This is a genomic window from Chryseobacterium sp. Chry.R1 (assembly GCF_039645525.1).
In the GTDB taxonomy this organism is placed as follows: domain Bacteria; phylum Bacteroidota; class Bacteroidia; order Flavobacteriales; family Weeksellaceae; genus Chryseobacterium; species Chryseobacterium proteolyticum.
The window spans coordinates 712,663-733,497 of record NZ_CP151793.1; the positions used below are offsets into that span (position 1 = coordinate 712,663).

Annotated in this window: 23 protein-coding genes; 19 read left to right on the top strand and 4 right to left on the bottom strand. The window is 34.0% G+C overall.

Features of this window, described 5'->3' with window-relative positions; all coding sequences use genetic code 11:
* Positions 1-11 precede the first annotated feature (11 nt).
* The 6 genes from AAEU33_RS03355 to AAEU33_RS03380 are packed head-to-tail and all read left to right on the top strand — an operon-like array spanning position 12 to position 6,335.
* Positions 12-680, top strand: coding sequence for a hypothetical protein (locus AAEU33_RS03355; protein ID WP_345990924.1), 669 nt, complete (start codon positions 12-14; stop codon positions 678-680).
* A gap of 14 nt (positions 681-694) precedes the next feature.
* A complete protein-coding gene (locus tag AAEU33_RS03360) occupies positions 695-1,621 on the top strand; it encodes a glycosyltransferase family 2 protein (RefSeq protein ID WP_317168561.1) in 927 nt (308 codons plus the stop codon).
* 56 nt (positions 1,622-1,677) lie between these two features.
* A complete protein-coding gene (gene asnB / locus AAEU33_RS03365) occupies positions 1,678-3,474 on the top strand; it encodes an asparagine synthase (glutamine-hydrolyzing) (protein WP_345990926.1) in 1,797 nt (598 codons plus the stop codon).
* On the top strand, positions 3,471-4,409 hold the full coding sequence (locus AAEU33_RS03370) for a glycosyltransferase family 2 protein (protein WP_345990928.1): 939 nt from the start codon (positions 3,471-3,473) through the stop codon (positions 4,407-4,409). Before asnB ends, AAEU33_RS03370 begins: the two co-directional genes overlap by 4 nt.
* Positions 4,410-4,414: 5 nt before the next feature.
* On the top strand, positions 4,415-5,356 hold the full coding sequence (locus AAEU33_RS03375) for a glycosyltransferase family 2 protein (RefSeq protein WP_345990929.1): 942 nt from the start codon (positions 4,415-4,417) through the stop codon (positions 5,354-5,356).
* Between the two features lie 40 nt (positions 5,357-5,396).
* The gene (locus AAEU33_RS03380; RefSeq protein WP_345990930.1) at positions 5,397-6,335 is read left to right on the top strand and encodes a glycosyltransferase family 2 protein; all 939 of its coding nucleotides are present in this window, start codon (positions 5,397-5,399) and stop codon (positions 6,333-6,335) included.
* Positions 6,336-6,402: 67 nt separating this feature from the next.
* Here the strand turns inward: AAEU33_RS03380 and AAEU33_RS03385 are convergent, their stop codons facing one another.
* Complete coding sequence (locus tag AAEU33_RS03385; protein ID WP_345990931.1) at positions 6,403-7,173, bottom strand: class I SAM-dependent methyltransferase; 771 nt, start codon at positions 7,171-7,173, stop codon at positions 6,403-6,405.
* Positions 7,174-7,321: 148 nt separating this feature from the next.
* On the opposite strand from AAEU33_RS03385, the gene AAEU33_RS03390 reads away from it, so the two are divergent.
* The 5 genes from AAEU33_RS03390 to AAEU33_RS03410 are packed head-to-tail and all read left to right on the top strand — an operon-like array spanning position 7,322 to position 12,044.
* Positions 7,322-7,861 (top strand): acyltransferase, encoded by a 540-nt coding sequence (locus tag AAEU33_RS03390; RefSeq protein WP_172282319.1) that lies wholly within the window; start codon positions 7,322-7,324, stop codon positions 7,859-7,861.
* A gap of 4 nt (positions 7,862-7,865) precedes the next feature.
* On the top strand, positions 7,866-8,699 hold the full coding sequence (locus AAEU33_RS03395; protein ID WP_172282317.1) for a glycosyltransferase: 834 nt from the start codon (positions 7,866-7,868) through the stop codon (positions 8,697-8,699).
* A gap of 58 nt (positions 8,700-8,757) precedes the next feature.
* A complete protein-coding gene (locus tag AAEU33_RS03400; protein ID WP_345990932.1) occupies positions 8,758-9,930 on the top strand; it encodes a glycosyltransferase in 1,173 nt (390 codons plus the stop codon).
* Positions 9,931-9,963: 33 nt separating this feature from the next.
* Positions 9,964-11,409, top strand: coding sequence for an AMP-binding protein (locus AAEU33_RS03405; protein WP_345990933.1), 1,446 nt, complete (start codon positions 9,964-9,966; stop codon positions 11,407-11,409).
* On the top strand, positions 11,406-12,044 hold the full coding sequence (locus AAEU33_RS03410) for a GNAT family N-acetyltransferase (protein ID WP_345990934.1): 639 nt from the start codon (positions 11,406-11,408) through the stop codon (positions 12,042-12,044). Before AAEU33_RS03405 ends, AAEU33_RS03410 begins: the two co-directional genes overlap by 4 nt.
* Here AAEU33_RS03410 and AAEU33_RS03415 read toward each other — a convergent pair.
* Positions 12,041-12,271 carry an acyl carrier protein gene (locus AAEU33_RS03415; protein ID WP_172282309.1) on the bottom strand — a complete coding sequence of 77 codons (231 nt, stop codon included), beginning with the start codon at positions 12,269-12,271 and terminating at the stop codon, positions 12,041-12,043. The two genes, AAEU33_RS03410 and AAEU33_RS03415, sit on opposite strands and share 4 nt — an antisense overlap.
* Positions 12,272-12,327: 56 nt before the next feature.
* On the opposite strand from AAEU33_RS03415, the gene AAEU33_RS03420 reads away from it, so the two are divergent.
* The 8 genes from AAEU33_RS03420 to AAEU33_RS03455 all read left to right on the top strand — a co-directional run bounded on the left by AAEU33_RS03420 (position 12,328) and on the right by AAEU33_RS03455 (position 18,956).
* Positions 12,328-12,885 carry an acyltransferase gene (locus tag AAEU33_RS03420; protein ID WP_345990935.1) on the top strand — a complete coding sequence of 186 codons (558 nt, stop codon included), beginning with the start codon at positions 12,328-12,330 and terminating at the stop codon, positions 12,883-12,885.
* Positions 12,885-14,033 (top strand): glycosyltransferase, encoded by a 1,149-nt coding sequence (locus tag AAEU33_RS03425; protein ID WP_345990936.1) that lies wholly within the window; start codon positions 12,885-12,887, stop codon positions 14,031-14,033. Before AAEU33_RS03420 ends, AAEU33_RS03425 begins: the two co-directional genes overlap by 1 nt.
* A gap of 35 nt (positions 14,034-14,068) precedes the next feature.
* Complete coding sequence (locus AAEU33_RS03430; protein ID WP_345990937.1) at positions 14,069-14,626, top strand: serine acetyltransferase; 558 nt, start codon at positions 14,069-14,071, stop codon at positions 14,624-14,626.
* A gap of 328 nt (positions 14,627-14,954) precedes the next feature.
* Entirely contained in the window at positions 14,955-15,623 is a 669-nt protein-coding gene (locus AAEU33_RS03435) for a carbonic anhydrase (RefSeq protein WP_172282302.1), read from the top strand.
* Between the two features lie 20 nt (positions 15,624-15,643).
* Positions 15,644-15,943, top strand: a complete 300-nt coding sequence (locus AAEU33_RS03440; protein WP_172282300.1) for a hypothetical protein — start codon at positions 15,644-15,646, stop codon at positions 15,941-15,943.
* A 146-nt stretch (positions 15,944-16,089) separates the two neighbouring features.
* The gene (locus AAEU33_RS03445; RefSeq protein WP_172282299.1) at positions 16,090-17,682 is read left to right on the top strand and encodes a SulP family inorganic anion transporter; all 1,593 of its coding nucleotides are present in this window, start codon (positions 16,090-16,092) and stop codon (positions 17,680-17,682) included.
* A 57-nt stretch (positions 17,683-17,739) separates the two neighbouring features.
* Complete coding sequence (locus AAEU33_RS03450; protein WP_172282297.1) at positions 17,740-18,375, top strand: carbonic anhydrase; 636 nt, start codon at positions 17,740-17,742, stop codon at positions 18,373-18,375.
* A 158-nt stretch (positions 18,376-18,533) separates the two neighbouring features.
* The gene (locus AAEU33_RS03455; RefSeq protein ID WP_345990938.1) at positions 18,534-18,956 is read left to right on the top strand and encodes a hypothetical protein; all 423 of its coding nucleotides are present in this window, start codon (positions 18,534-18,536) and stop codon (positions 18,954-18,956) included.
* Between the two features lie 44 nt (positions 18,957-19,000).
* Here the strand turns inward: AAEU33_RS03455 and pth are convergent, their stop codons facing one another.
* The gene (gene pth, locus AAEU33_RS03460; RefSeq protein WP_345990939.1) at positions 19,001-19,564 is read right to left on the bottom strand and encodes an aminoacyl-tRNA hydrolase; all 564 of its coding nucleotides are present in this window, start codon (positions 19,562-19,564) and stop codon (positions 19,001-19,003) included.
* An 86-nt stretch (positions 19,565-19,650) separates the two neighbouring features.
* A complete protein-coding gene (locus tag AAEU33_RS03465; protein WP_172282292.1) occupies positions 19,651-20,583 on the bottom strand; it encodes a hypothetical protein in 933 nt (310 codons plus the stop codon).
* Positions 20,584-20,835 lie beyond the last annotated feature (252 nt).

Below are 20,835 nucleotides of genomic sequence, written 5' to 3' on the forward strand. Positions count from 1 at the left end.
AAACACAAAATATGATTATAGGAAACGGGCTTATTGCTAATTCATTAAAAAATATAGATACTGAAGATGTTCTTTATTTTGCTTCTGGTGTTTCAAATTCCCTTGAAACTAAAGAAACCGAATTTAAAAGAGAATTTGATCTTTTAAGCAACGCCCTTGTAAATAATAAAGAAAAGAAATTGGTATATTTTTCCACTCTAAGTGTACATGATCAATCAAAGCAGAAAAGCAATTATGTATTACATAAGCTTGAAATGGAAAATTACATTAAGAATAAATCTAATAATTATCTTATCTTAAGAATTGGAAACATTGTAGGAAAAGGAGGTAATCCCAATACTCTTTTCAACTTTCTCAAAACAAAAATTAAAGATAACAGTAGATTTACAGTTCATCGTAATGCCAGAAGATTGTTATTAGATATTGATGATATTTCAGGCTTTCTTGATACTACATGCAGATCTGTAAAAAACGAAACAATCAACTTTGCATTTCCTTATTATTATAACTTAAGAGAGATTGTCAATGCTATTCAGGATCAGATACAACAGGAAGCTTACTATGATGAGGTCGAAGAAGGAGATTTTTATAAAGTAACTTTTGACCAAAATACGGATGCTTTTTTCTCAGGATTAAAACCTGATGTCTATTTAAACAATTTAGCTCAAAAATATATTTAAAAAATATAAAAACAGTGATACCTAAGATTTATTTTATTATTGTTACCTACAATGCCATGAAATGGGCAGAAAGATGCTTTACAAGTCTAAGAGAATCTTCTGTCCCTGTACAGTGCATTGTTATTGATAATGGATCTACTGATGGCACACAGGAATATATAAAAGAAAAATTTCCTGAAATACAGTTTATTCAGTCCCCAGAAAACTTAGGATTTGGAAAAGCTAATAACATCGGAATTGAGAAAGCATATAAGGATGGTGCAGATTTCTTTTATTTAATGAATCAGGATGCATGGTTATATCCGGATAGTATAAAGAACCTCCTGCAAGTCTACAATACCCACCCCGATCAAAACGACATTGGAATTATAAGCCCAATGCAGGTAGACGGATCAGAAAAATACCTGGATATTTTTTTAGATAAATATATAGCTCAGAACTGTGATAAGACGAGATTAATCTCTGATCTTTATTTTCAAACAATAAAACCTTTCTACGAAATCAATTTTATTAACGCAGCACATTGGCTTCTACCGAAGCAAACGATAGAAACAGTTGGCGGATTTAATCCTTATTTTTTCCACTATGGCGAAGATAATGAATATGTAAATCGGGTTCATTTTCATAAAAAAAAGATCATCCTCGTACCCTCTAGTAAGGCAGTGCATGATGGAGTACAATTACTGAATAAGATTGATTACAATAAGTATAAAGATCTGCGTATTGAAACAAATATTATAAATCCAAACTTACCCAACGCCTTACAGCTTGAGAAAAAATCGCTGAAACAGAGTATTTTCAAAAACCTTTTACTAGGGAACAGAACCGAATATAAAAAATTATCTCACCGATATAAAAAAATATCCCAAGAGGAAAAAATACTTATTGATATTCGAAATAAGGTAAAACAGGAAGGTCCTTCTTTTCTCAATCTTTCGTAAATTAGTCCCAAGAGATGGAATTTTTTTAACAAAATGGTGATGAAAAAACAAAACAAATGTGTGGAATAGCAGGAATTATCAGCAATAATGCCAGAAATTATACAGAAGAAATCCAAAAAATGACTGATGCAATTGCGCATCGTGGCCCGGATTCTTCCCATTATGAATTTTATGATCATATTGCTTTGGGACATCGCAGATTATCAATCATCGATTTATCTGAAAATGGAATTCAACCCATGTACTCCAACACAAAAAACGAGTGCATCGTTCTGAATGGTGAAATTTACGGTTATCTTGACATCAAAAAAAGGTATGCTGAATATCCATATCATGGAAGTTCTGATACGGAGGTGATTTTAGCCATGTATCAAAGGAAGCAGGAAAACCTCATTCATGATCTTCCCGGAATGTTTGCACTTGCTATTTGGGATGAACAAAAGCAACAGTTGTTTTGCGCCCGTGATCGTTTTGGAGAAAAACCTTTCTTTTATGCTATTGGACATAACAATGAATTTATTTTTGCCTCAGAAATCAAAGCAATCCTTGCTTCCGGACTTATACAGCCTAAGGTAAATCCTGATGCATTAGGACACTATCTCCAGAATGGATATGTAAACACATATCAAAGTATATATGCTAATATCTTTGCACTTCCTCCAGCCCATCAACTCATCTGGAAGGATGGAAAAATTGAAGTTTCACGCTATTATAATTTACCTGCGAAAGACAGAGTTATAGGCTTATCTGATGCTAAAGAAGAATTTTTATATCTTTTAAAAAATGCGGTTAAAAAACAGCTTATTGCAGATGTGGAAGTGGGAAGCTTTCTAAGTGGAGGACTCGACTCTTCCTCTATTGTTGCATTAGTTAATGAATTTTTACCTAAACAAACTACTATTAGTTTTGGCTATGATCATAAAGATAGCGAGCTGAAATACGCAAAAGAAATTGCTGAAAAGTACAACACCAACCACATTGAAGTTCATGAAAAAAAACAGGATATAGCAGCTTCACTTTTAAAAGTTTCGCCCTTTCTGGATGAGCCCTTTGCTGATATTTCTTATCTCCCACATTATGAAATCTGTAAGAACGCAAGAAAGAATCTTACCGTTGTTCTATCAGGAGATGTTGGTGATGAATTATTCGGAGGATACCATTTTTATAAAGTTGAAGATCAACTAAGAAATCATTTTAGCTATAAAAACATCATCGCAAAATTTGGATTAAAGCTTTATCAGAATTTTAGAAAGACTTCTTTTGTTACCCAAAAGAATCTGCAATATTCTTCTGTTTTGGATTTTCATCAGAACTCCGTAAGAAATGCATTTAATAAAAATGAACAAAAGCTTTTGGGAATTTCAACAGATTATCACCAACCTTATAGCTTTATTCCTGACCCTGATTCTCTGAATGATATTATGAGGGTCGATCTTGAAAATTATGTACCTGGCAATATGATGATGAAATCCGATAGGATGGCAATGGCTAATTCGCTGGAAGTTAGAACCCCTTTTCTCGATATGGATTTTGCTGAATTTTGCATCCAACTTCCGGAACAATTGAAATTAAAAGGTGATGACGATAAAATCATACTCCGTGAAGCTATGGGGTCGTATTGGACTGAGACTATAAGAAAACGGCATAAGCAAGGATTTGGAATGAGCATTAAGGCATGGTTTGAAGAAGAGTCACTCATTAACCTTTCCAACGACCTGCTCAAAGATCCTAATCAGAAAATCTTTGACTATATTGATTTTGATAATGCTCAAAAATTTCTGAATAACGATCATAAACATTGGAATTTATTACAGCTTGCTTTATGGGCTTATAACAATAAATCTATATTATGATGCTTGAAATCTCAGTAATTATTCCTGTATATAATGCAGCTGAGTTTTTAGAAAAATCAGTTCAGTCAGCATTACAATTTGAAGAAGTAAAAGAAGTTATTTTAGTCGAAGACAAATCAATTGACAATTCACTGCAAATCTGTAAAAAATTAGCTAGTGAAAACAACAAAATCATCCTCCTTCAACATCCTGATAAAGAAAATCATGGTGCTGCTGCCTCGAGAAATCTCGGGATGCAAAAATCCACAGGAGACTTTATCTCATTTTTAGATGCAGACGATTATTATTTACCCAATCGTTTCGATGCCGAAAAAGAAATATTTAAAGATCCTAAAATAGAAGGGATCTTTGGTGCTATTGGTATAGAATATCTAACCGAAAAAGGGAGACAGGAATTTCAGTCTAAGTTTAATGATACCTTTCTTACCACAGTAAATTATCCCGCAGAAGGCATGGAGGTTTTTAAAGGACTTATGGGATTAACACCTAAAACTTTCGGTACGTTTTTTCACTTAAATGCACTCACTATAAGAAGACATTCTATCGACACGCATAACCTCATGTTCAATGAACTTCTCAGAGTTCACCAGGATTCGGATTTTATAATTAAACTGACTTATCATTGTTACTTAAAGTCCGGGATTATAGATAAACCTGTCGCCATTCGAGGCATACATGATGACAACAGAATCACTAAAATTATTAAATATTCTCCTCAATACAATCAAAGGCAACTTCTTTTCTGGAAATCATTATATGATTGGGCTGAGCAACAAAATATTCCCTCAGGATCCAAAGAAAAAATTTATTTAAAGTATAAATCTTTTGATTTATCACAAAAAACAGGACTCATAAAATATTATAATATCTTTATTGAAGCAATTAAAAACCCCAATATATTAAAAACACAATATCGATTTAACTATCAAAAATAGATGAAATGAAAATCTCAGTAATTATTCCTGTATATAACGCTGAAAAGTATGTTTCTCAGGCAGTGGAGTCAGCAATAGTGCATGATGAAGTATTCGAGGTGATTTTAGTAGAAGATTCATCACCGGATTCTTCTTTAGAAGTTTGTAAGGAATTAATCTCAAAGCATGATAAAGTTAAATTATACCAACATCCGGATAAAAAAAACCATGGAGCCGGCCCCAGTAGAAATCTTGGGATAGAAAAATCTACTGGAGACTTTATCGCCTTTTTAGATGCTGATGATTATTATCTCCCCAATCGTTTTGAAGCGGAAAAAAAGCTTTTTATAAATCCTGAAGTAGAAGGAGTTTATGGTGCAATCGGTGTTCATTATTATTCGGAAAAAGCAAAAGAACAGTATTATAAGCTTTTCAAAGACTCACTTACCACCGTATATAAAAAACATAGCCCAAAAGATGTTTTTCCCGGATTAATTCATAAACTTGGAAGTTTTGGACTCTTCAGTTTGGATGGGCTGACCATCAGAAAAGCTTCGATGATAAGAAAACTAAATCCATTATTTAAACCGATGAAGCTTCACGAAGACACGGAATTCTTATTTCGTTTGTCTTATTATCTTGAACTATATCCTGGAATCATTGAACAGGCAATAGCAATGAGAGGAGTACACGAAAGCAACAGAATTACTAAAGTAGATTCCAATAAAACCAAACCTGCGATTTCAAGGACTATCCTCTGGAATGAAACTTATAAGTGGGCAAAAGATGAAGCAACCATATCTGATGATATTAAAATTCATATCAAGAGAATGCAGCGCAGTTTTGAAATTGCTAATGCCCCTAAACTAAAAAAATGGGGTATGATAATCAAATATTTAGTGACAGATTATGAAAGTATAAAGTCTGGATTATATAATATTAACTTCAGATATTCATTAATTTCGTAATCTTGTATAATCGTTTGCCTGTTTAAATTAATTGATCATAATGAAAATATCTGTCATTATACCTGTTTACAATGCAGAGAATTACATCTCTCAAGCTGTGCAATCAGCTCTTCAGTTTGAAGAAGTATTTGAAGTAATTCTTGTGGAAGATAAATCTCCGGATAATGCATTGGTCGTTTGTCAAAGACTGGTGGAAGAGCATGACAGAGTAAAATTATATCAGCACCTTGATAAACAAAATCATGGTGCCGGAGCATCTAGAAACCTGGGAATCCAAAATGCCACAGGTGATTTTATCGCTTTTTTAGATGCAGACGATTATTACTTACCCAATCGTTTTGATGCAGAAAAAGAGCTTTTTCAAAATCCTGATGTTGAGGGGGTATATGGGGCAATTGGAGTACACTATTATTCGGAAAAAGCTAAGGAACAATACTATAAAATTTTTGAAGACCGCCTGACCACTGTTTATAAAAAACATAATCCTCAAGATGTATTTCCCGGCCTTCTTAATATGAAAGGAAGTTTTGGCCTTTTTAGTCTGGATGGATTAACAATAAGGAAAAGTGCTTTATCTAAAGTAGGACAATTCTTCAAAACTCAATTAAGACTTCACCAGGATACTGAATTCATCTTCAGACTATCGTTCTATCTCCGCCTTTATTCTGGGCTATTGAATACTGCAGTTGCAGTAAGAGGGGTTCATGAAAATAACAGGATTACACAGGTAGACGTTGGTAAAATAAAACCTTCATCCACCAGAATTATGCTCTGGAGAGAAGTCAATAATTGGGCACAGCATGAAAATTTGATTTCAAATGATATAAAGAAACATATTGAAAGGACTCTCCGAAGTTACCAGATTGCAGAAGCTTCTGTTCCTAGAAAATGGGGGATGATCACAAAATATTTGTTTACAGATTTTCGAAGCATTAAATCTGGATTGTATAATATTAACTTTAGAAAGTATTTACTTTAGTATCTTTTTAATATATCAAAATTTCATTACTATAAGAAAATAATCTATACTATTGTTCTGATATAATTTACTTGATAAAAATTCCTACAAACTTATTATCCATTTCAATAATGGTCGTTTCAATATGATTTTTTTCACAGAAATCCTGATAGGCTGAATTATCACCGATATCATCACTAATAAACACTCCTCCACTCCTTAAATGGGAATAGAGCTCATTATAAGCCCATGACATCCCGTTATAACTCTTGTCTGAATCGTAATGAATAACATCAAAAATTTTATTCTCAACAAAAATTTTCGGCAAAGATTCTTTATCTGCAAAACGGAATAGTTTCCAGTTTCTTTTAAGATTTTCAGGAACTACATATCCAACATATTGATCTCCATTTTGTCCCAGGTAAGGCATATCGGAACTGTACAAGGTTCCATTTCTTTTTTCCAGAGAAAGCAATGATGCCAATGAGGACCATCCATAGGCTACTCCTGTTTCTACTACATTTTTCGCCTGCGAAAATTCACATGCATAATAAATAAGTTCTAAGGCTCCAGGTCCTCCCATTTTTATTGGACACTCCTTCTCTCGTTGCACAGCATAATCTAAAATTTCACGATAACTGGATTCAAATGAAAATGTACTTACGCCAAAAAGCTTTGTTATAGCATCTCTCTGGGAAATTGCTTTTGATCTTGCCCAAAAATTTGTTTTTTCCTTTCCTTTAAACGCATTATTTCGGTTAACTGTATTTTTTAAAATTTTCCTACCCAGTTCAGGATAGAGATCCGGCCTTTTAAGATAGGCTACAAATGTTGTAAAAACTCTTTTTAATTCTCCCATCGTGTTACTTTACACAAAAATATATTTTTTTTTAGTTACATTTGTTTAAACTAAAATCAATTTTAGTACTCAAATGATAAAAATTAGTGTAAGGTACTTGCAAAAGATCTGCCAATAATTTTATAAAAAAATAAACAAAGATAAAAGAATGCTTTCCCGATTTTTTGAAACTCTTCAAAGAAAAAAACAAATTACTATCCTTCACAAACATCCCAAAGTAATTTTAGGAAGTATAAAACTGGGGATTTCTAATCACTTTATCATCTATAAAAACATTGGAAAAGCAATTTTTGGAAAGAATATTAATTTCAGAAATTACATTCATATTTTAGTTAAGGATGAAGGAATCCTTGAAATTGGGGATAATGTTTTTATGAATAATTTTTGCTCTATCAATTGTTTAGACCACATCTCTATCGGTGAAAATACTTTGTTTGGTGAAAATGTAAAATTATATGACCATAACCATGCACACCAAAGTATACCGGAATTCAAAATTTTCCATAATGAGTTTACAAAAGCTCCTATAAAAATTGGGAAAAACTGTTGGTTAGGAAGCAATGTTACTATATTAAAAGGTGTAAATATCGGCGATAACTGTATAATAGGAGCAGGCTGCACCATATATAAAGATATTCCTGCTAATACAACAGTCCTTAATAAGCAGGAATTAATTTTCAAATCATAAAAAAATGAAATTTTCAGTTCTTATAGCACATTATAACAATGGTAATTACTTTAAAGATTGCTATGAAAGTCTTCAACAACAAACCTATACGAACTGGGAAGCTATCATAGTGGATGATTGTTCTGCTGATACCGAGAAAGAAATGATAAAATCCCTGATATCCGATGACAGTAGGTTTTTGTTTTTTGAAAATGAGACCAATAAGGGAGTAGGCTATACCAAACGAAAATGCGCTGAGCTTGCCACTGGTGAGATCTGTGGATTTGTGGATCCCGATGATGCCATTTTTCCGACAGCTATCGAAGAGTCAATAGAAGTTTTCAAACAGAAAAAAAATGTAGTCCTTACCTATTCCAGATTTTTATCATGTGATCAGAACTTAAATATTCTTTATCCTTTTAAATCTGCAAAACAGATCCTAAATAAAGATCCTTATTTTTTTAATTATCCAATCCAGATTGCTCATTTTGTAGCATTCAGACGAGAAATATATTTAAAAACTGAAGGTATTGATTCTACATTAAAGAGTGCCGTTGATCAGGACCTATATTTAAAAATATTAGATTTTGGTGACGCGTACTTTATTGCCAAGGATCTATATAAATACAGACTTCATCCTAATGGGGTATCTCAGGCAACATCAAAAGGAAAGGCTAAAGACTCATTTGCAAAAGTTATTTTTAATACATTTAAAAGAAGAAATATTATATCTATAAATGGGCGAGCTGTTCCCCAAGTTTATCAAAATGCTGAAGAGGTTTTCAGTTTACTTGATTATCAAACGAAAATGGCACACAGATTAAAGATTAAAATATTAACATTTTTGCAAAACAATTAATATACTTGAAACTAAACACACTTCATAGAAAAAATTATCTATACAAAAGTTCAGAATAATGGAGCATAATAAAAAAATAAAAGTTCTTTTCAGACATCGCTCTATGGAGATTGGCGGTGTGGAAAAAGTAGTATTAAGTATGCTCAACAACCTGAACAAGGATAAATTTGAGCTCACAATATGCTTAAGCCTTAATCAGGGAGAGTTACGGAATGAGTTTCCTGACAACATTAGAAAAGTATACATCGCGGAAGGGAAAGAAGATTTCTCAAAAAATCCGATTATTCAAAAAATTCAACTGGCTAGAAGAAAATTTAGACTTAATAAGATCGACAAAAATCCCAGGCTTACGGATGGGATTTTAAAAGATCAATATGATGTAGAGATTGCAACTACATACGGCATTTATAAAGCCGTTCTAAACTCCACAAATAAAGAATCTAAAAAGATTGCATGGCTTCATTCAGATCTTTCATTGGAGGGCTTTGCTCCTTACCGTGAGGAAATCTTTAAAAACATGCAACAGTTTGATTATATCATTTATGGTTCACAGCAATCTAAAGATATATTGACTGAAAAATTTCCGGACCTTAAGTTGCCTCCGGGCGAAGTTGTTCTGAATGCTATTCCCATAAAAGAGCTAAAAGCAAAAGCAAAAGCATTCATTCCTGAATTTGAAGAGCTCCCTACTTTTGTATCAGTGGGCAGACTGCACTATAGAAAAGGATACAGAACATTACTGGAGGCTCACAAAAAACTAATTGATGACGGGTTTGATCATCGTATTGTTGTTATTGGTGATGGAGAGGATTATGAACTTCTTTCCAAAAGGATTGAGGAATTAAATGTAAAAAATTCTTTCATGCTATTAGGTACCCAAATGAATCCATACCCATACGTTTCCAATGCAGATTTTTATATCATGCCGTCGGAAAGCGAAGGATGGCCATTAATTATTGCGGAAACCCTGATTCTCCAGAAACCCATACTAGCAACCAACGTGGGGGGAATTCCTGAAATGATTACCCATAAAGAATCCGGTTACCTGACAGATTATTCCCAGGAAGGTCTGTACAACGGTATCAGGGAATTTTTAACCAATAAAGAGCTTGTTCGGCATATACAGGACAACCTAAAGGATATTGAAAAGCGCTTTGATAATGAAAAAATTTTCAAAAGTGTGGAAAATATTATCGAGAATCTATATCAAAGTAAAATTAAAAACCAATAACTCTTAAGTATATCATAACACAAGTTGCAAAAGATGAATTCCTTTATTGAAAATTTATACCAATCTTTTCTCCTGAACAGCAAACAAGTCTGCTTAAGCATAGAGGATAAAGAATACACCTATGAGGAGGTCTTAAATCTGACCCATCAAATAAGATATCAGCTACAAACCATAAATTCTCAAAACGTAGGAATCTATCTCACTGATGATGTATACATGTATGCTTCAATTCTTGCGGTTTGGTTTGCAGGAAAAACATACGTTCCGATACATCCAGAATTTCCTTTCAGCAAGAATATGAATGTTATTCAGCAAGCGGATATAGAAGCAATCCTTACATCAGCTGAAATAACAGAGAACTATGAAACTAAGCTGATTGACACAAAAAAGATGGCTGAAGGGATCCTTTCTACACTACCTTCAGAGTCTTCCATAGATAATAACGCCTACATCCTCTTCACTTCCGGAAGTACAGGAAAGCCAAAAGGTGTTCCTATCAGGTTCTCCAATTTATACTATTTCTCTGATGCTTTCCATTCAACTTTTGGAAAATTAAATTCTGAGGATCGTGTGCTGCAAATGTTTGAGCTTACATTTGACCTTTCGGTAATGAGTTATCTGATTCCCTGGTTAAACGGAGCAACGGTTGTTGGTCTTCATAAAAAAGAAACTAAGTTTTTGCAGATCCTGGACCTGTTGGAAGCAGATAAAATTACGATAGCCTTAATGGTTCCAAGCATCTTAAATCTGATCATACCTTACCTTGATCCCGAAATAAAAAATAAAAGCTTAAGGCTAAATTTATTTTGTGGTGAGGCATTATTGACAAAGCAGATTACCGGGTGGAAAGATTTCGTACCCAATGCCAGTATCTACAATGTATATGGACCAACAGAAAATACAATTTTCTGCACTCATTATAAAGTGGAAGACCCGATAAAAGAAAAAAATGGCATCATAAGTATCGGAAAATCGGTTATCAACTCTACAATGAGCTTTTCTGACAATGAAATGAACGAAGGAGAACTTTTATTATCCGGAAAATTGTTGGCAAATTCTTATTGGAAAAATGAAGAAAAAACAAAAGAAGCATTTGTTCAAAGAGATCATACAACTTTCTACAGGACAGGGGATTGGTGCGTAAAAGATAATGAAGGAGATTATTTCTATCTGAACAGGATCGATTTTCAGGCTAAGATCAATGGTTTCAGAGTAGAGTTAGCAGAAATCGAATATTTTTCAAATGAAAAACTGGAAAACGCAATCAGTGTTGCTGTTATTCACAAGGACAAAAACAATAATGATATTCTCATCTTGTTTATCAATGAGCCAAGTGCCAATGAGGATTTAATTCTTTCTCACCTGAAAGATAATCTTCCGGAATATTGTATTCCTTCAAAAATCATTAAACTCGAAAAGTTTCCGGTCAATACATCCGGAAAAATAGACCGAAACGAATTAAAAAAGACTTTGTTATGATCAGCATCAGAAAAGCCACAAAAGATGACATTCCCTTGATCATAAAAGGAATATTAGCCATTGAGACCCATCCAATATCACTGTCTGATACTTACAGCAATATTTTCGGAAGCGACATTGATACGACTAAAGAATATCTTAATCAATTTTTTTTAGATGATGAGAACTTCGATACTGAATTATCTCTGAATACATATACCATAGCAGAAGTGGATGGGATAGCTGCAGGATGTTGTGCACTGATCCTTACCAATGTCAATTACTATCAGAATAAAAGTGAATTATTTCCGATTCATCTGAAAGGTGATCATTTATCTTCATTCATACATAAGGCAAAAAACTTACCTGAGACCAAAAGTTATTCTGAAAACAAATACCTGATCCAATATGTTTTTGTAGATGATCTCTTCAGAGGAAAAGGGGTGGCGGAATTTTTATTAAAGCACATCATTTCGGAGATGAAAAATCTTACTGATGAACTTTACATAGATGTACTCGAAAGCAGCCCGCACCTTATACAATACTATGCTAAATTTGGATTTTCCGAATATGAAACAATGGAAATAGACACTCAGGAAAATAAAATTTACCCTAGTATCAAAAAGGTTATTCTGAAAAAGAATTTAAAAGACTAGTCGAACTTCTCTTTTCCTATGGCCTCCGTTAAATCTTTTATAGTATTAATACTTCTGAAAGATCTTGGATTAAGGCTTACGCCAAATTGATTTTCAACCAACTGCATAACCAAAACTGCTGACAGAGATCCATAGCTCTCTAATTCCTTAAAATGCGTATCCGCAGTTATTGTAGTTTTTTCGTTAAGTTCTTGCTGAAGCAGTTCGCAAAAATGTTCGATCTTCATTGTGTTATATATTTGGAGGGACAAATTTATAAAATAATTTCTAACTTTGTTTTACTATGATGATATATAAGATTATTAATAAAATATCTACCCTTATTCAGGATTTCCAACATTCCGTTTACCTTAAAATATGCAAAAACAGCGGGCTAAAACTAGGAAAGAATGTAGTGGTACGAAATAATGTTTCCTTTGGCTCCGAACCATTTCTCGTGGAAATTGGAGATGATACAAGAATTGCCTCTGGAGTAACGTTTGTAACCCATTCAGGAGCTACTGCCAATATCAGGAAGCTGGAAGGCTATGAAGAGGTAAGAAATTTCGGATGGATAAAAGTGGGGAAAAACTGTGCCATCGGTAGCAATTCGGTAATATTACAAAATGTTGAAATAGGAGATAATTGTGTTCTCGGAGCTAATTCAGTTTTGTCCGAATCAATGCCTGAACATACTGTCTACGCAGGAAATCCCGCCAAATATGTTTGCGAAATAGAAGATTATGCTGATGTTTTAAAAAAAACCACGATTGACTATCCTATCCATCTTGAAAAGAATAGAAAAGAGCTTAACCAGTGGCTGAAATTGAATTTACCTCAAAAGTTCAAAACTTCGAAATAGTGCCTAAGAAAAAGATCCTTATCAGAATTGGTTCCCTACGTCACGGCGGCGCAGAAAAAGTACTTGTAACTTTTCTAAAAAATTTACCTTCTGATCGCTATGAAGTTGATTTACTCTTAAACTTATACTCTGGAAAATATTTACCGGAAGTCCCGGATTGGATCAATGTCATTTACCTTAATAAAGGTGAAATGATTACTACAAACCGTATACAGGATATTCCTAAAAAAGCAATCCGTGTTATTTATCAGAAATCACTAAACCGATTTCCATCTCTTCTTTACAATGGCAAATTAAAAAATAAAAAATATGACATTGAGTTTGCCGCTATCCACGGAATGCGGGATGAAATTCTAAATTCTCCTCTTCAATCATCTAAAAAAATCGTCTGGATCCATAATGATTTATCACAAGTCAAAGGATATACCCATGATGAAATCCGTAAATTTTTCGGATTTGATAAAATACTGGTTATTTCTGAAAAGATTGAACAGCTATTTTATAAGGCAGCAAAAAATGAATCGGAGAAACACAAAATTATTAAGATCTACAACCCTCTTGACACAGAGGAAATTCTACAAAAAGCAGAAAAATCAATTGATGATTACAGCTTTGATTCGTCTGTACCCACTTTTGTTTCCGTGGGAACCGTATTTCCACAAAAAGGATTTGACAGACTTTTAAAAGTTCACCAAAGACTTATTGATGAAGGCTTAAAACATAGGGTTTTAATTATCGGAGACGGATATGATTTTGAAAATATCAAAAATTTGAAATCGGAACTTGGAATAGATGAAACGGCTACCATGCTAGGATTTACGGATAACCCGTATCCCTACTTTAAAAGTGCCGACTTTTATATTTTAAGTTCAAGATATGAAGGTTTTCCTACGGTTTTATTTGAGGCCATAACTTTAAAAAAGAAAATTATTGCTACAGATGTTTCCGGGGTAAAGGAAATGTTGAACAACGGGGAACTTGGTATGATCGTAGATAATTCCGAAGAAGGCATCTACTCCGGAATGAAGCAGGCTTTATTACATCCAGATACTTTTCTACAATATAAAGAGGCTTTGAATAATTACCTTATGCCTTTTAACCTTAAAAATTCCGTACAGAAAATAACCCGTATTTTAGATGAGTTATAAATAAATTTATCATTCTAACCCTACATATAATTTATATGCCAGATCAATATACTACTATCCAAAAAGACTTCTACCGCGAAAATGGAAAATGGCTTTCTAAATTTGAGATGTGGGCTAAATGTGTAAACCCCAATCTCCATTTTATTTATATACTTAGAAAAGCCCAATCCTACAAAAAGAAATCCCTTGCCGGAGCATTCTGGAGATTTGTATTAAGGCACCATCAGATAAAGTATGGGTTTCAGATCTATCCGGAAACCCAAATTGGAGAAGGGTTCTACTTAGGACATTGGGGAAGTTTGGTTATTAATCCTAAAACTAAGATCGGAATTAATTGTAACATTGCTCAAGGTGTAACCATTGGCCAGCAAAACCGGGGGAAAAACACAGGAATTCCGACTATTGGAAATGAAGTATGGATAGGTGCTAACGCTGTAATCGTAGGTGGAATTACTATTGGAGACAATGTACTAATTGCACCCAACTCCTATGTAAACTTTGATGTTCCTTCCAATTCTGTAGTTGTAGGTAATCCTGGAAAAATATATCCCAAAGAAGATGCGACAGAAGGTTATATCAATAACAAAATATAAAATTTTCGCTTGCCCAATACGCCTGTTTTAAGCATTTAAGAATATTTTAATTACTAAATCCATACATTCTGTCTAATTGTTCGTACTTTTATTTAGATTTTTGTTCCGTTTAAATTTTGAAAAAAATAATAATTAGTATTAAAAATAAGATATAATGCTTGATTTTAAAGCAGATGTATGATTTTAAGCATATTTTAATATTAAACTTTGTTAAAAGAGATCAACTTTTCATCAAAAATTATATTTTTGCATAATTATTGATTTGATCTATTGGATTTGAAAATAATTTAAACGAAATGAATAATTATAAACCTTAAAAATTTATTTTATGTCCCAATCGTACGAAGTTATTTTTGAAAACAACAAAAAATGGGTCGAATCCAAAATTTCACAGGATCCGGCTTTCTTTGAAGAATTAGCCAAAACCCAACATCCGGACTATCTATATATCGGATGCTCGGACAGTAGGGCAACAGCTGAAGAATTAATGGGAGCTAAACCTGGAGAAGTTTTTGTCCACAGAAACATTGCCAATGTTGTAAATACTTTGGATATGAGTTCTACAGCGGTTATTCAATATGCAGTAGAGCACTTAAAAGTAAAACACATTATTGTTTGTGGGCATTATAATTGTGGTGGAGTAAAAGCAGCGATGACTCCTCAGGATTTAGGATTATTAAATCCCTGGCTTAGAAATATTCGCGATGTTTACAGATTACACCAGACTGAACTGGATTCAATTCAGGATGAAGGAAAACGTTATGACAGGCTTGTAGAACTTAATGTTCAGGAGCAATGTATCAACGTAATCAAAATGGCCTGTGTTCAGGAGAGATACATATTAGAAGAGTATCCTATAGTTCATGGCTGGGTTTTCGACCTTCGAACCGGAAAAATTATTGATCTGGAGATTGACTTTGAAAAGGTTTTGAAAGACATCCAGAAAATATATAATCTAACCGAATCAGACTGGGTCATGAACAGAAAAACAAAATAGTTTTTCCAAAAAAGAGTGAAATGAAATTCTGGAGTATTATTGTATTGACGGTTTTCCTAAACTTTACAGCCTTGCCGAGCATTGCTGCAGTAGCGGGCTGGGATTTACTGAGAACCAATATAATAGTCAATGAAGAAGAACCACACTCCCATCCTACTTCTTTTACAGTGTACGAAAAAACACTTCCTAAAACATTAGATGTATTTGATTATCTCAAGTTCTTTGAACCGGACGTAAAAGACAGATCTTTTGTATTGGTGGATGATGATTTTCACCTGTCTCCCTTATTAACCATATTTTCTCCGCCTCCCGAAGCTTAATTTTTATAGTTAGAGTTTTTTGATACCTATTCCTTATCAACTTTTTTGATAATGAATACATACGTGCTTTAAAAATTAAATTTTCAATCTTTATAACTAGCTTATTTAAAGACAAATATGCTGGTTATATCTCACAGCTTCACATCATGAAAAAGACATCATTAATAGGAGGAATCAAGGAAAATTTCCCTTCAGGACTCGTGGTATTCTTAGTAGCACTTCCTCTTTGTTTAGGAATTGCTTTAGCATCAGGTGCACCTCCTTTATCCGGAATTATCGCCGGTATCGTAGGTGGCCTGGTCGTAGGAACAATAAGTAATTCAAACATTTCTGTTTCCGGCCCTGCAGCTGGTTTAACAGCAATTGTTTTAACAGCCATTACAGATCTTGGCGCCTTTGAATTGTTTCTTTGTGCAGGAATTATTGCAGGATTTATTCAATTGATTTTAGGGTTTGCAAGAGCTGGAAGTATTTCCAACTACTTCCCTAATAATGTAATTGAGGGAATGCTTGCGGCAATAGGAATTATTATTATCCTAAAGCAGATTCCTCATGCATTAGGATTCGATAAAGACTACGAAGGACATGAATCTATTTTCGACAATGGCTTAAACTTTAATTACTTTACCGAGCTTTTCGGGGCCATACATCCGGGAGCCGTTCTTGTAACAGTAGTATCAGTGAGTATTCTTCTGCTTTGGGATAAAGTTCCCGCACTCAGGAGAATGAAGATGCTTCCTGGAGCATTGGTTGCCGTAGTTACAGGAATCCTATTAAATGAAACTTTTAAAATGACTGGAAGCCCACTGGCCATAAAAACAGAACACTTGGTTTCATTACCTGTTCCAAAATCCATTGATGATTTTAAAAATTTAATCTTATTACCGGATTTTACCGGATTTACAAATCCCAAAGTATGGATCGCAGGTGCAACGATCGCTATTGTTGCCTCCATTGAGACCTTGCTTTGTATTGAAGCATCTGACAGGCTGGACAGACAGAGAAGAATAACAGATACCAATTTAGAACTTAAAGCACAGGGAATCGGAAACCTTGTCAGCTCATTTATCGGCGGATTACCTATGACCTCCGTTGTTGTAAGAAGCTCGGCAAATGCTAATGCAGGGGCAACATCAAAACTCTCAGCAATGATCCACGGTGTTCTGCTTCTGGTATGCGTACTGACCATACCATTTCTACTCAATTTAATACCATTGGCAACATTAGCCGCCGTATTAATTTTAGTAGGTTATAAATTAGCAAAACCGGCTACATTCAAACATTTCTGGCATTTGGGAAAATTTCAGTTTATCCCTTTTTTAGCAACAGTTGTAGCTGTTGTGGCAACAGACTTGTTAAAAGGGGTTGGAATAGGTCTTGCCATTTCCATTTTCTACATCCTTCAGGGAAATATGAAAAGAGCGTATTACCTTAGCAGGGAGAATCTGGATGATGCAGACGAAATCAATATCAAACTGGCTGAAGAAGTTTCTTTTTTAAACAAAGCAGCCATCAAAAAAACACTTAAAAATATAAAACCTAATTCTGCAGTAACCATCGATGCCAGGGATACTTCATATATAGCGACAGACGTTTTAGAAATGATCCAGGATTTTGCCAACATCCGCGCAAAAGAAGAGGATATAACGGTAGAGCTTCTGGGCTTCAAAACCTCGTACAGAGATTACGAAAAAAATGAAGATTCACACATACTGGTTACACACAGAAGAGCTATGTAAGCTCATTTATCAACAATTATTTTTTAACTTTAAAATTTGAAAAAACCATTAAATTATATGAAAGCACATACGTACGAAACCCAATCAACGATTACTCCCGAGAAAGCTTTAGAGTTTTTAAAAGAAGGAAACCAAAGATTTGTAAACAACTTAAAGGCTAACAGAGACCTCTTGGAACAGGTAAATGCAACCCGTGAAGGACAGTGGCCTTTTGCAGTTGTTTTAAGCTGTATAGACAGCCGTACCTCAGCAGAGCTAATCTTTGATCAGGGACTGGGTGATGTTTTCAGCATCAGAATTGCCGGTAACTTTGTGAATCAGGATATTCTGGGATCAATGGAGTTCGGTTGTAATGTCGCAGGTTCCAAACTTATCGTTGTTTTAGGACACACCAAATGTGGTGCCTTGAAAGGAGGACTTGATGCCGCACAAATCGAAGGAATGGGAATGGATAACCTGAACCACCTGATTAACCATTTTGATCCGATCATCAATGAAGTGATTGAAGAGAATGAAGAACGTTCGTCAAAAAACAGTTCATTATTAGAAAGACTGAATCATCAGAATGTAAAAAATGCTATCGAAGACATCCGTAAACAAAGTTCAACGCTTAGAAACCTTGAAAATGAAGGCAAAATCAAAATCGTTGGAGCAAACTACGATGTTGAAACAGGTGCTGTAACCTGGTTATAGTATTCAGATATTACTATGTAATAGTTAGATCAATTAATTTTTAAATTCACAATAAAGAGCCATCGCAACCCGGTGGTTCTTTTATTTTAAGCATAAGAATTTTCAAGGCTCAATTTTTCCTACATTTGATATGTAAAATTAATGTTGCAGACAAACTTATGAAACTACAGGTAAACTTCATTCTGATTGGAATTTTAGTAATATTGAGCGGATCTTTAAAAGCACAAAAGCAAGTTACAGATACCCTCGCTTATCTTAAAAAATTTGAAACAAACAAAGAAAAATACATTGGTAAACCTTTTTCACTACTACTAAAAGACCTTTCCCAGTTACAACCTAAAAAAACAAAATCAGATATTAATGAAAATCCCAGTAGTCCTTTGTTAAATACGATATTCACGTTTTCAGAAAGCGATATCAACTCCGCTCAGAAACCAACAATGATTATTAAATGGAAACCCGATAACTCTCCCACAACTCCAATAGAGTTTTTTGAACAGGAGCATAATTACCGTTTTACCACCAGTGAAAGAAATTTTTTTGAAAAGAAAATTGTAAAGGATATTGTTGTTGCTAAATAATAAAACCTCCTGACGGAGGTTTATTGTTTTATGTAAAATCTGATTTATTTCCCGTTGAAAGCTGACATTGTATTGTTAATGCCCGCAAAAACAAATGAAAGGCACGCCTTTGAAAATTGTTCAATTCTTTCTGGCAATTTTTCTCTTTCCTCTTCATTCCATGTACCCAAAACATAATCTACCTGCCTCCCTTCTGTAAAGTCCGCAGAAATTCCAAAGCGAAGCCGTGCGTAATTCTGTGTCTTCAAAACTTCATTAATATTTTTTAAACCGTTGTGTCCCGCATCAGATCCTTTCATTTTCATTCTTAATGTCCCGAAAGGAAGTACCAGATCATCCGTAATAATTAATATATTTTCCAGAGGGATATTTTCTTTCTGCATCCAGTATTTTACAGCATTACCAGAAAGATTCATATAAGTGTCCGGTTTTAAAATAAAGACTTTCCTGCCTTTATATTTCCCTTCTGCCATCCATCCGAAATTGGTTGTATTAAATGAAGCTTCAAGACTTTCTGCTATTTTTTCTGCAACCTTGAATCCTATATTATGACGTGTATTTTCATATTCCCCACCCTTGTTACCGAGTCCGACTATTAAATATTTCATTTGAAATTTTTTGCAAAATTAAGGGATAAAAAATAAAAAAACTCAATCCGTTAAAGAATTGAGTTGATCTATTGTTAAAAAAAATTTTATAAAGGCTTGTAGATATAATTTATTCCATACCCTTTTGTTACGTAAGTCTGTGGATCGTAATGATAATCTGTACTGAACACTGCCGGAACAGGGATTGGTGTCGTAAGATCCGTTATCGCCATTCTCTTCGGACTGTTTGGAGATAGGATCAGACTTCTCTTATCATTCATTTCTGTAGAAAGGATCACAGATATTTTATAAGCAAAAGGAAGCAATGTATATGCACTTATCTGAGTGTCAAAGTTCGCATAATCATAACCCAGTTTACCTGTTGGTGCGCCAAATACGTCATTACTCATCGGGCCATAATGTCTTACTACTTTACTTACATTATCCCCTAAATAAGTATACCCAGTTCTTGAATAGTTTTTGTAAACAAACGGAACTCCTGAAACATCCTCTCCTGATCTCATGATAATACTGTCAAGCTTGCTTGTTGAAGCTGCATATTTCAAATTATAAAGAGTCTTGGTTTTTCTGAAAAGAGTTTGAGGACCTGGAGGATCTCCCGGAATAACCGGAGGTGTTCTCCTGAACACTGAACGGCTTTCAGATACCTTATCTATTTTTCCCGATACACCATAAGTGAAAATCTGAGAATACGAAACACTATCCTTATCTAATTTTCCATTATTATCTAAATCAAGAAAACCTCTGAAATCAATCTTGCTTACCTTATCTCCGCTATACATAATATCTGTAATAGAAGCACTATCTGTGAGCACACGGGATAAAAGCAGCCCACTGTAATGATACTCTGCAATGGTATCAGCATCCGTAATTTCTCTATACAAAGCTCTAGGCCCTGTCAGTCCGGTATTGTTATGTAAATCAACAAGTGGATTTCCGTCTTCATCAATAAGATCTTTACACGAATGAATGGAAGAAAAACCAGCAAACAGTAAAATAAAATAGAAAAGTTGTTTCATTTCCAAGGGGATTATTTATTTTTTCACAAATATAATTTTTTTTTAAACAAAAAGCATATATTTATTTATATTATAAGAAAACTAACAATCAAATAAGCAGGTTTTCTTGTACTTTAGATATTCTGAAGAGAAAAAGTTGGGTAAAAAAACATATTTCACTGTAGACTATATCTTTAGAAGAGCTATTTACTTATAAGTAAGTTGTGCTATAAAACAAAAAAAACTAAAAGACCCGCTTTTAGTTTTTTTGTT

What these genes read in the sequence shown, in the direction of transcription:
- AAEU33_RS03355 (WP_345990924.1), top strand. Translation starts at nt 12, where the DNA reads ATGATTATAGGAAACGGGCTTATTGCTAATTCATTAAAAAATATAGAT.
- asnB (WP_345990926.1), top strand. Translation starts at nt 1,678, where the DNA reads ATGTGTGGAATAGCAGGAATTATCAGCAATAATGCCAGAAATTATACA.
- AAEU33_RS03370 (WP_345990928.1), top strand. Translation starts at nt 3,471, where the DNA reads ATGATGCTTGAAATCTCAGTAATTATTCCTGTATATAATGCAGCTGAG.
- AAEU33_RS03375 (WP_345990929.1), top strand. Translation starts at nt 4,415, where the DNA reads ATGAAAATCTCAGTAATTATTCCTGTATATAACGCTGAAAAGTATGTT.
- AAEU33_RS03380 (WP_345990930.1), top strand. Translation starts at nt 5,397, where the DNA reads ATGAAAATATCTGTCATTATACCTGTTTACAATGCAGAGAATTACATC.
- AAEU33_RS03385 (WP_345990931.1), bottom strand. Translation starts at nt 7,173, where the DNA reads ATGGGAGAATTAAAAAGAGTTTTTACAACATTTGTAGCCTATCTTAAA.
- AAEU33_RS03390 (WP_172282319.1), top strand. Translation starts at nt 7,322, where the DNA reads ATGCTTTCCCGATTTTTTGAAACTCTTCAAAGAAAAAAACAAATTACT.
- AAEU33_RS03395 (WP_172282317.1), top strand. Translation starts at nt 7,866, where the DNA reads ATGAAATTTTCAGTTCTTATAGCACATTATAACAATGGTAATTACTTT.
- AAEU33_RS03400 (WP_345990932.1), top strand. Translation starts at nt 8,758, where the DNA reads ATGGAGCATAATAAAAAAATAAAAGTTCTTTTCAGACATCGCTCTATG.
- AAEU33_RS03405 (WP_345990933.1), top strand. Translation starts at nt 9,964, where the DNA reads ATGAATTCCTTTATTGAAAATTTATACCAATCTTTTCTCCTGAACAGC.
- AAEU33_RS03410 (WP_345990934.1), top strand. Translation starts at nt 11,406, where the DNA reads ATGATCAGCATCAGAAAAGCCACAAAAGATGACATTCCCTTGATCATA.
- AAEU33_RS03415 (WP_172282309.1), bottom strand. Translation starts at nt 12,271, where the DNA reads ATGAAGATCGAACATTTTTGCGAACTGCTTCAGCAAGAACTTAACGAA.
- AAEU33_RS03420 (WP_345990935.1), top strand. Translation starts at nt 12,328, where the DNA reads ATGATGATATATAAGATTATTAATAAAATATCTACCCTTATTCAGGAT.
- AAEU33_RS03430 (WP_345990937.1), top strand. Translation starts at nt 14,069, where the DNA reads ATGCCAGATCAATATACTACTATCCAAAAAGACTTCTACCGCGAAAAT.
- AAEU33_RS03435 (WP_172282302.1), top strand. Translation starts at nt 14,955, where the DNA reads ATGTCCCAATCGTACGAAGTTATTTTTGAAAACAACAAAAAATGGGTC.
- AAEU33_RS03440 (WP_172282300.1), top strand. Translation starts at nt 15,644, where the DNA reads ATGAAATTCTGGAGTATTATTGTATTGACGGTTTTCCTAAACTTTACA.
- AAEU33_RS03445 (WP_172282299.1), top strand. Translation starts at nt 16,090, where the DNA reads ATGAAAAAGACATCATTAATAGGAGGAATCAAGGAAAATTTCCCTTCA.
- AAEU33_RS03450 (WP_172282297.1), top strand. Translation starts at nt 17,740, where the DNA reads ATGAAAGCACATACGTACGAAACCCAATCAACGATTACTCCCGAGAAA.
- AAEU33_RS03455 (WP_345990938.1), top strand. Translation starts at nt 18,534, where the DNA reads ATGAAACTACAGGTAAACTTCATTCTGATTGGAATTTTAGTAATATTG.
- pth (WP_345990939.1), bottom strand. Translation starts at nt 19,564, where the DNA reads ATGAAATATTTAATAGTCGGACTCGGTAACAAGGGTGGGGAATATGAA.
- AAEU33_RS03465 (WP_172282292.1), bottom strand. Translation starts at nt 20,583, where the DNA reads ATGAAACAACTTTTCTATTTTATTTTACTGTTTGCTGGTTTTTCTTCC.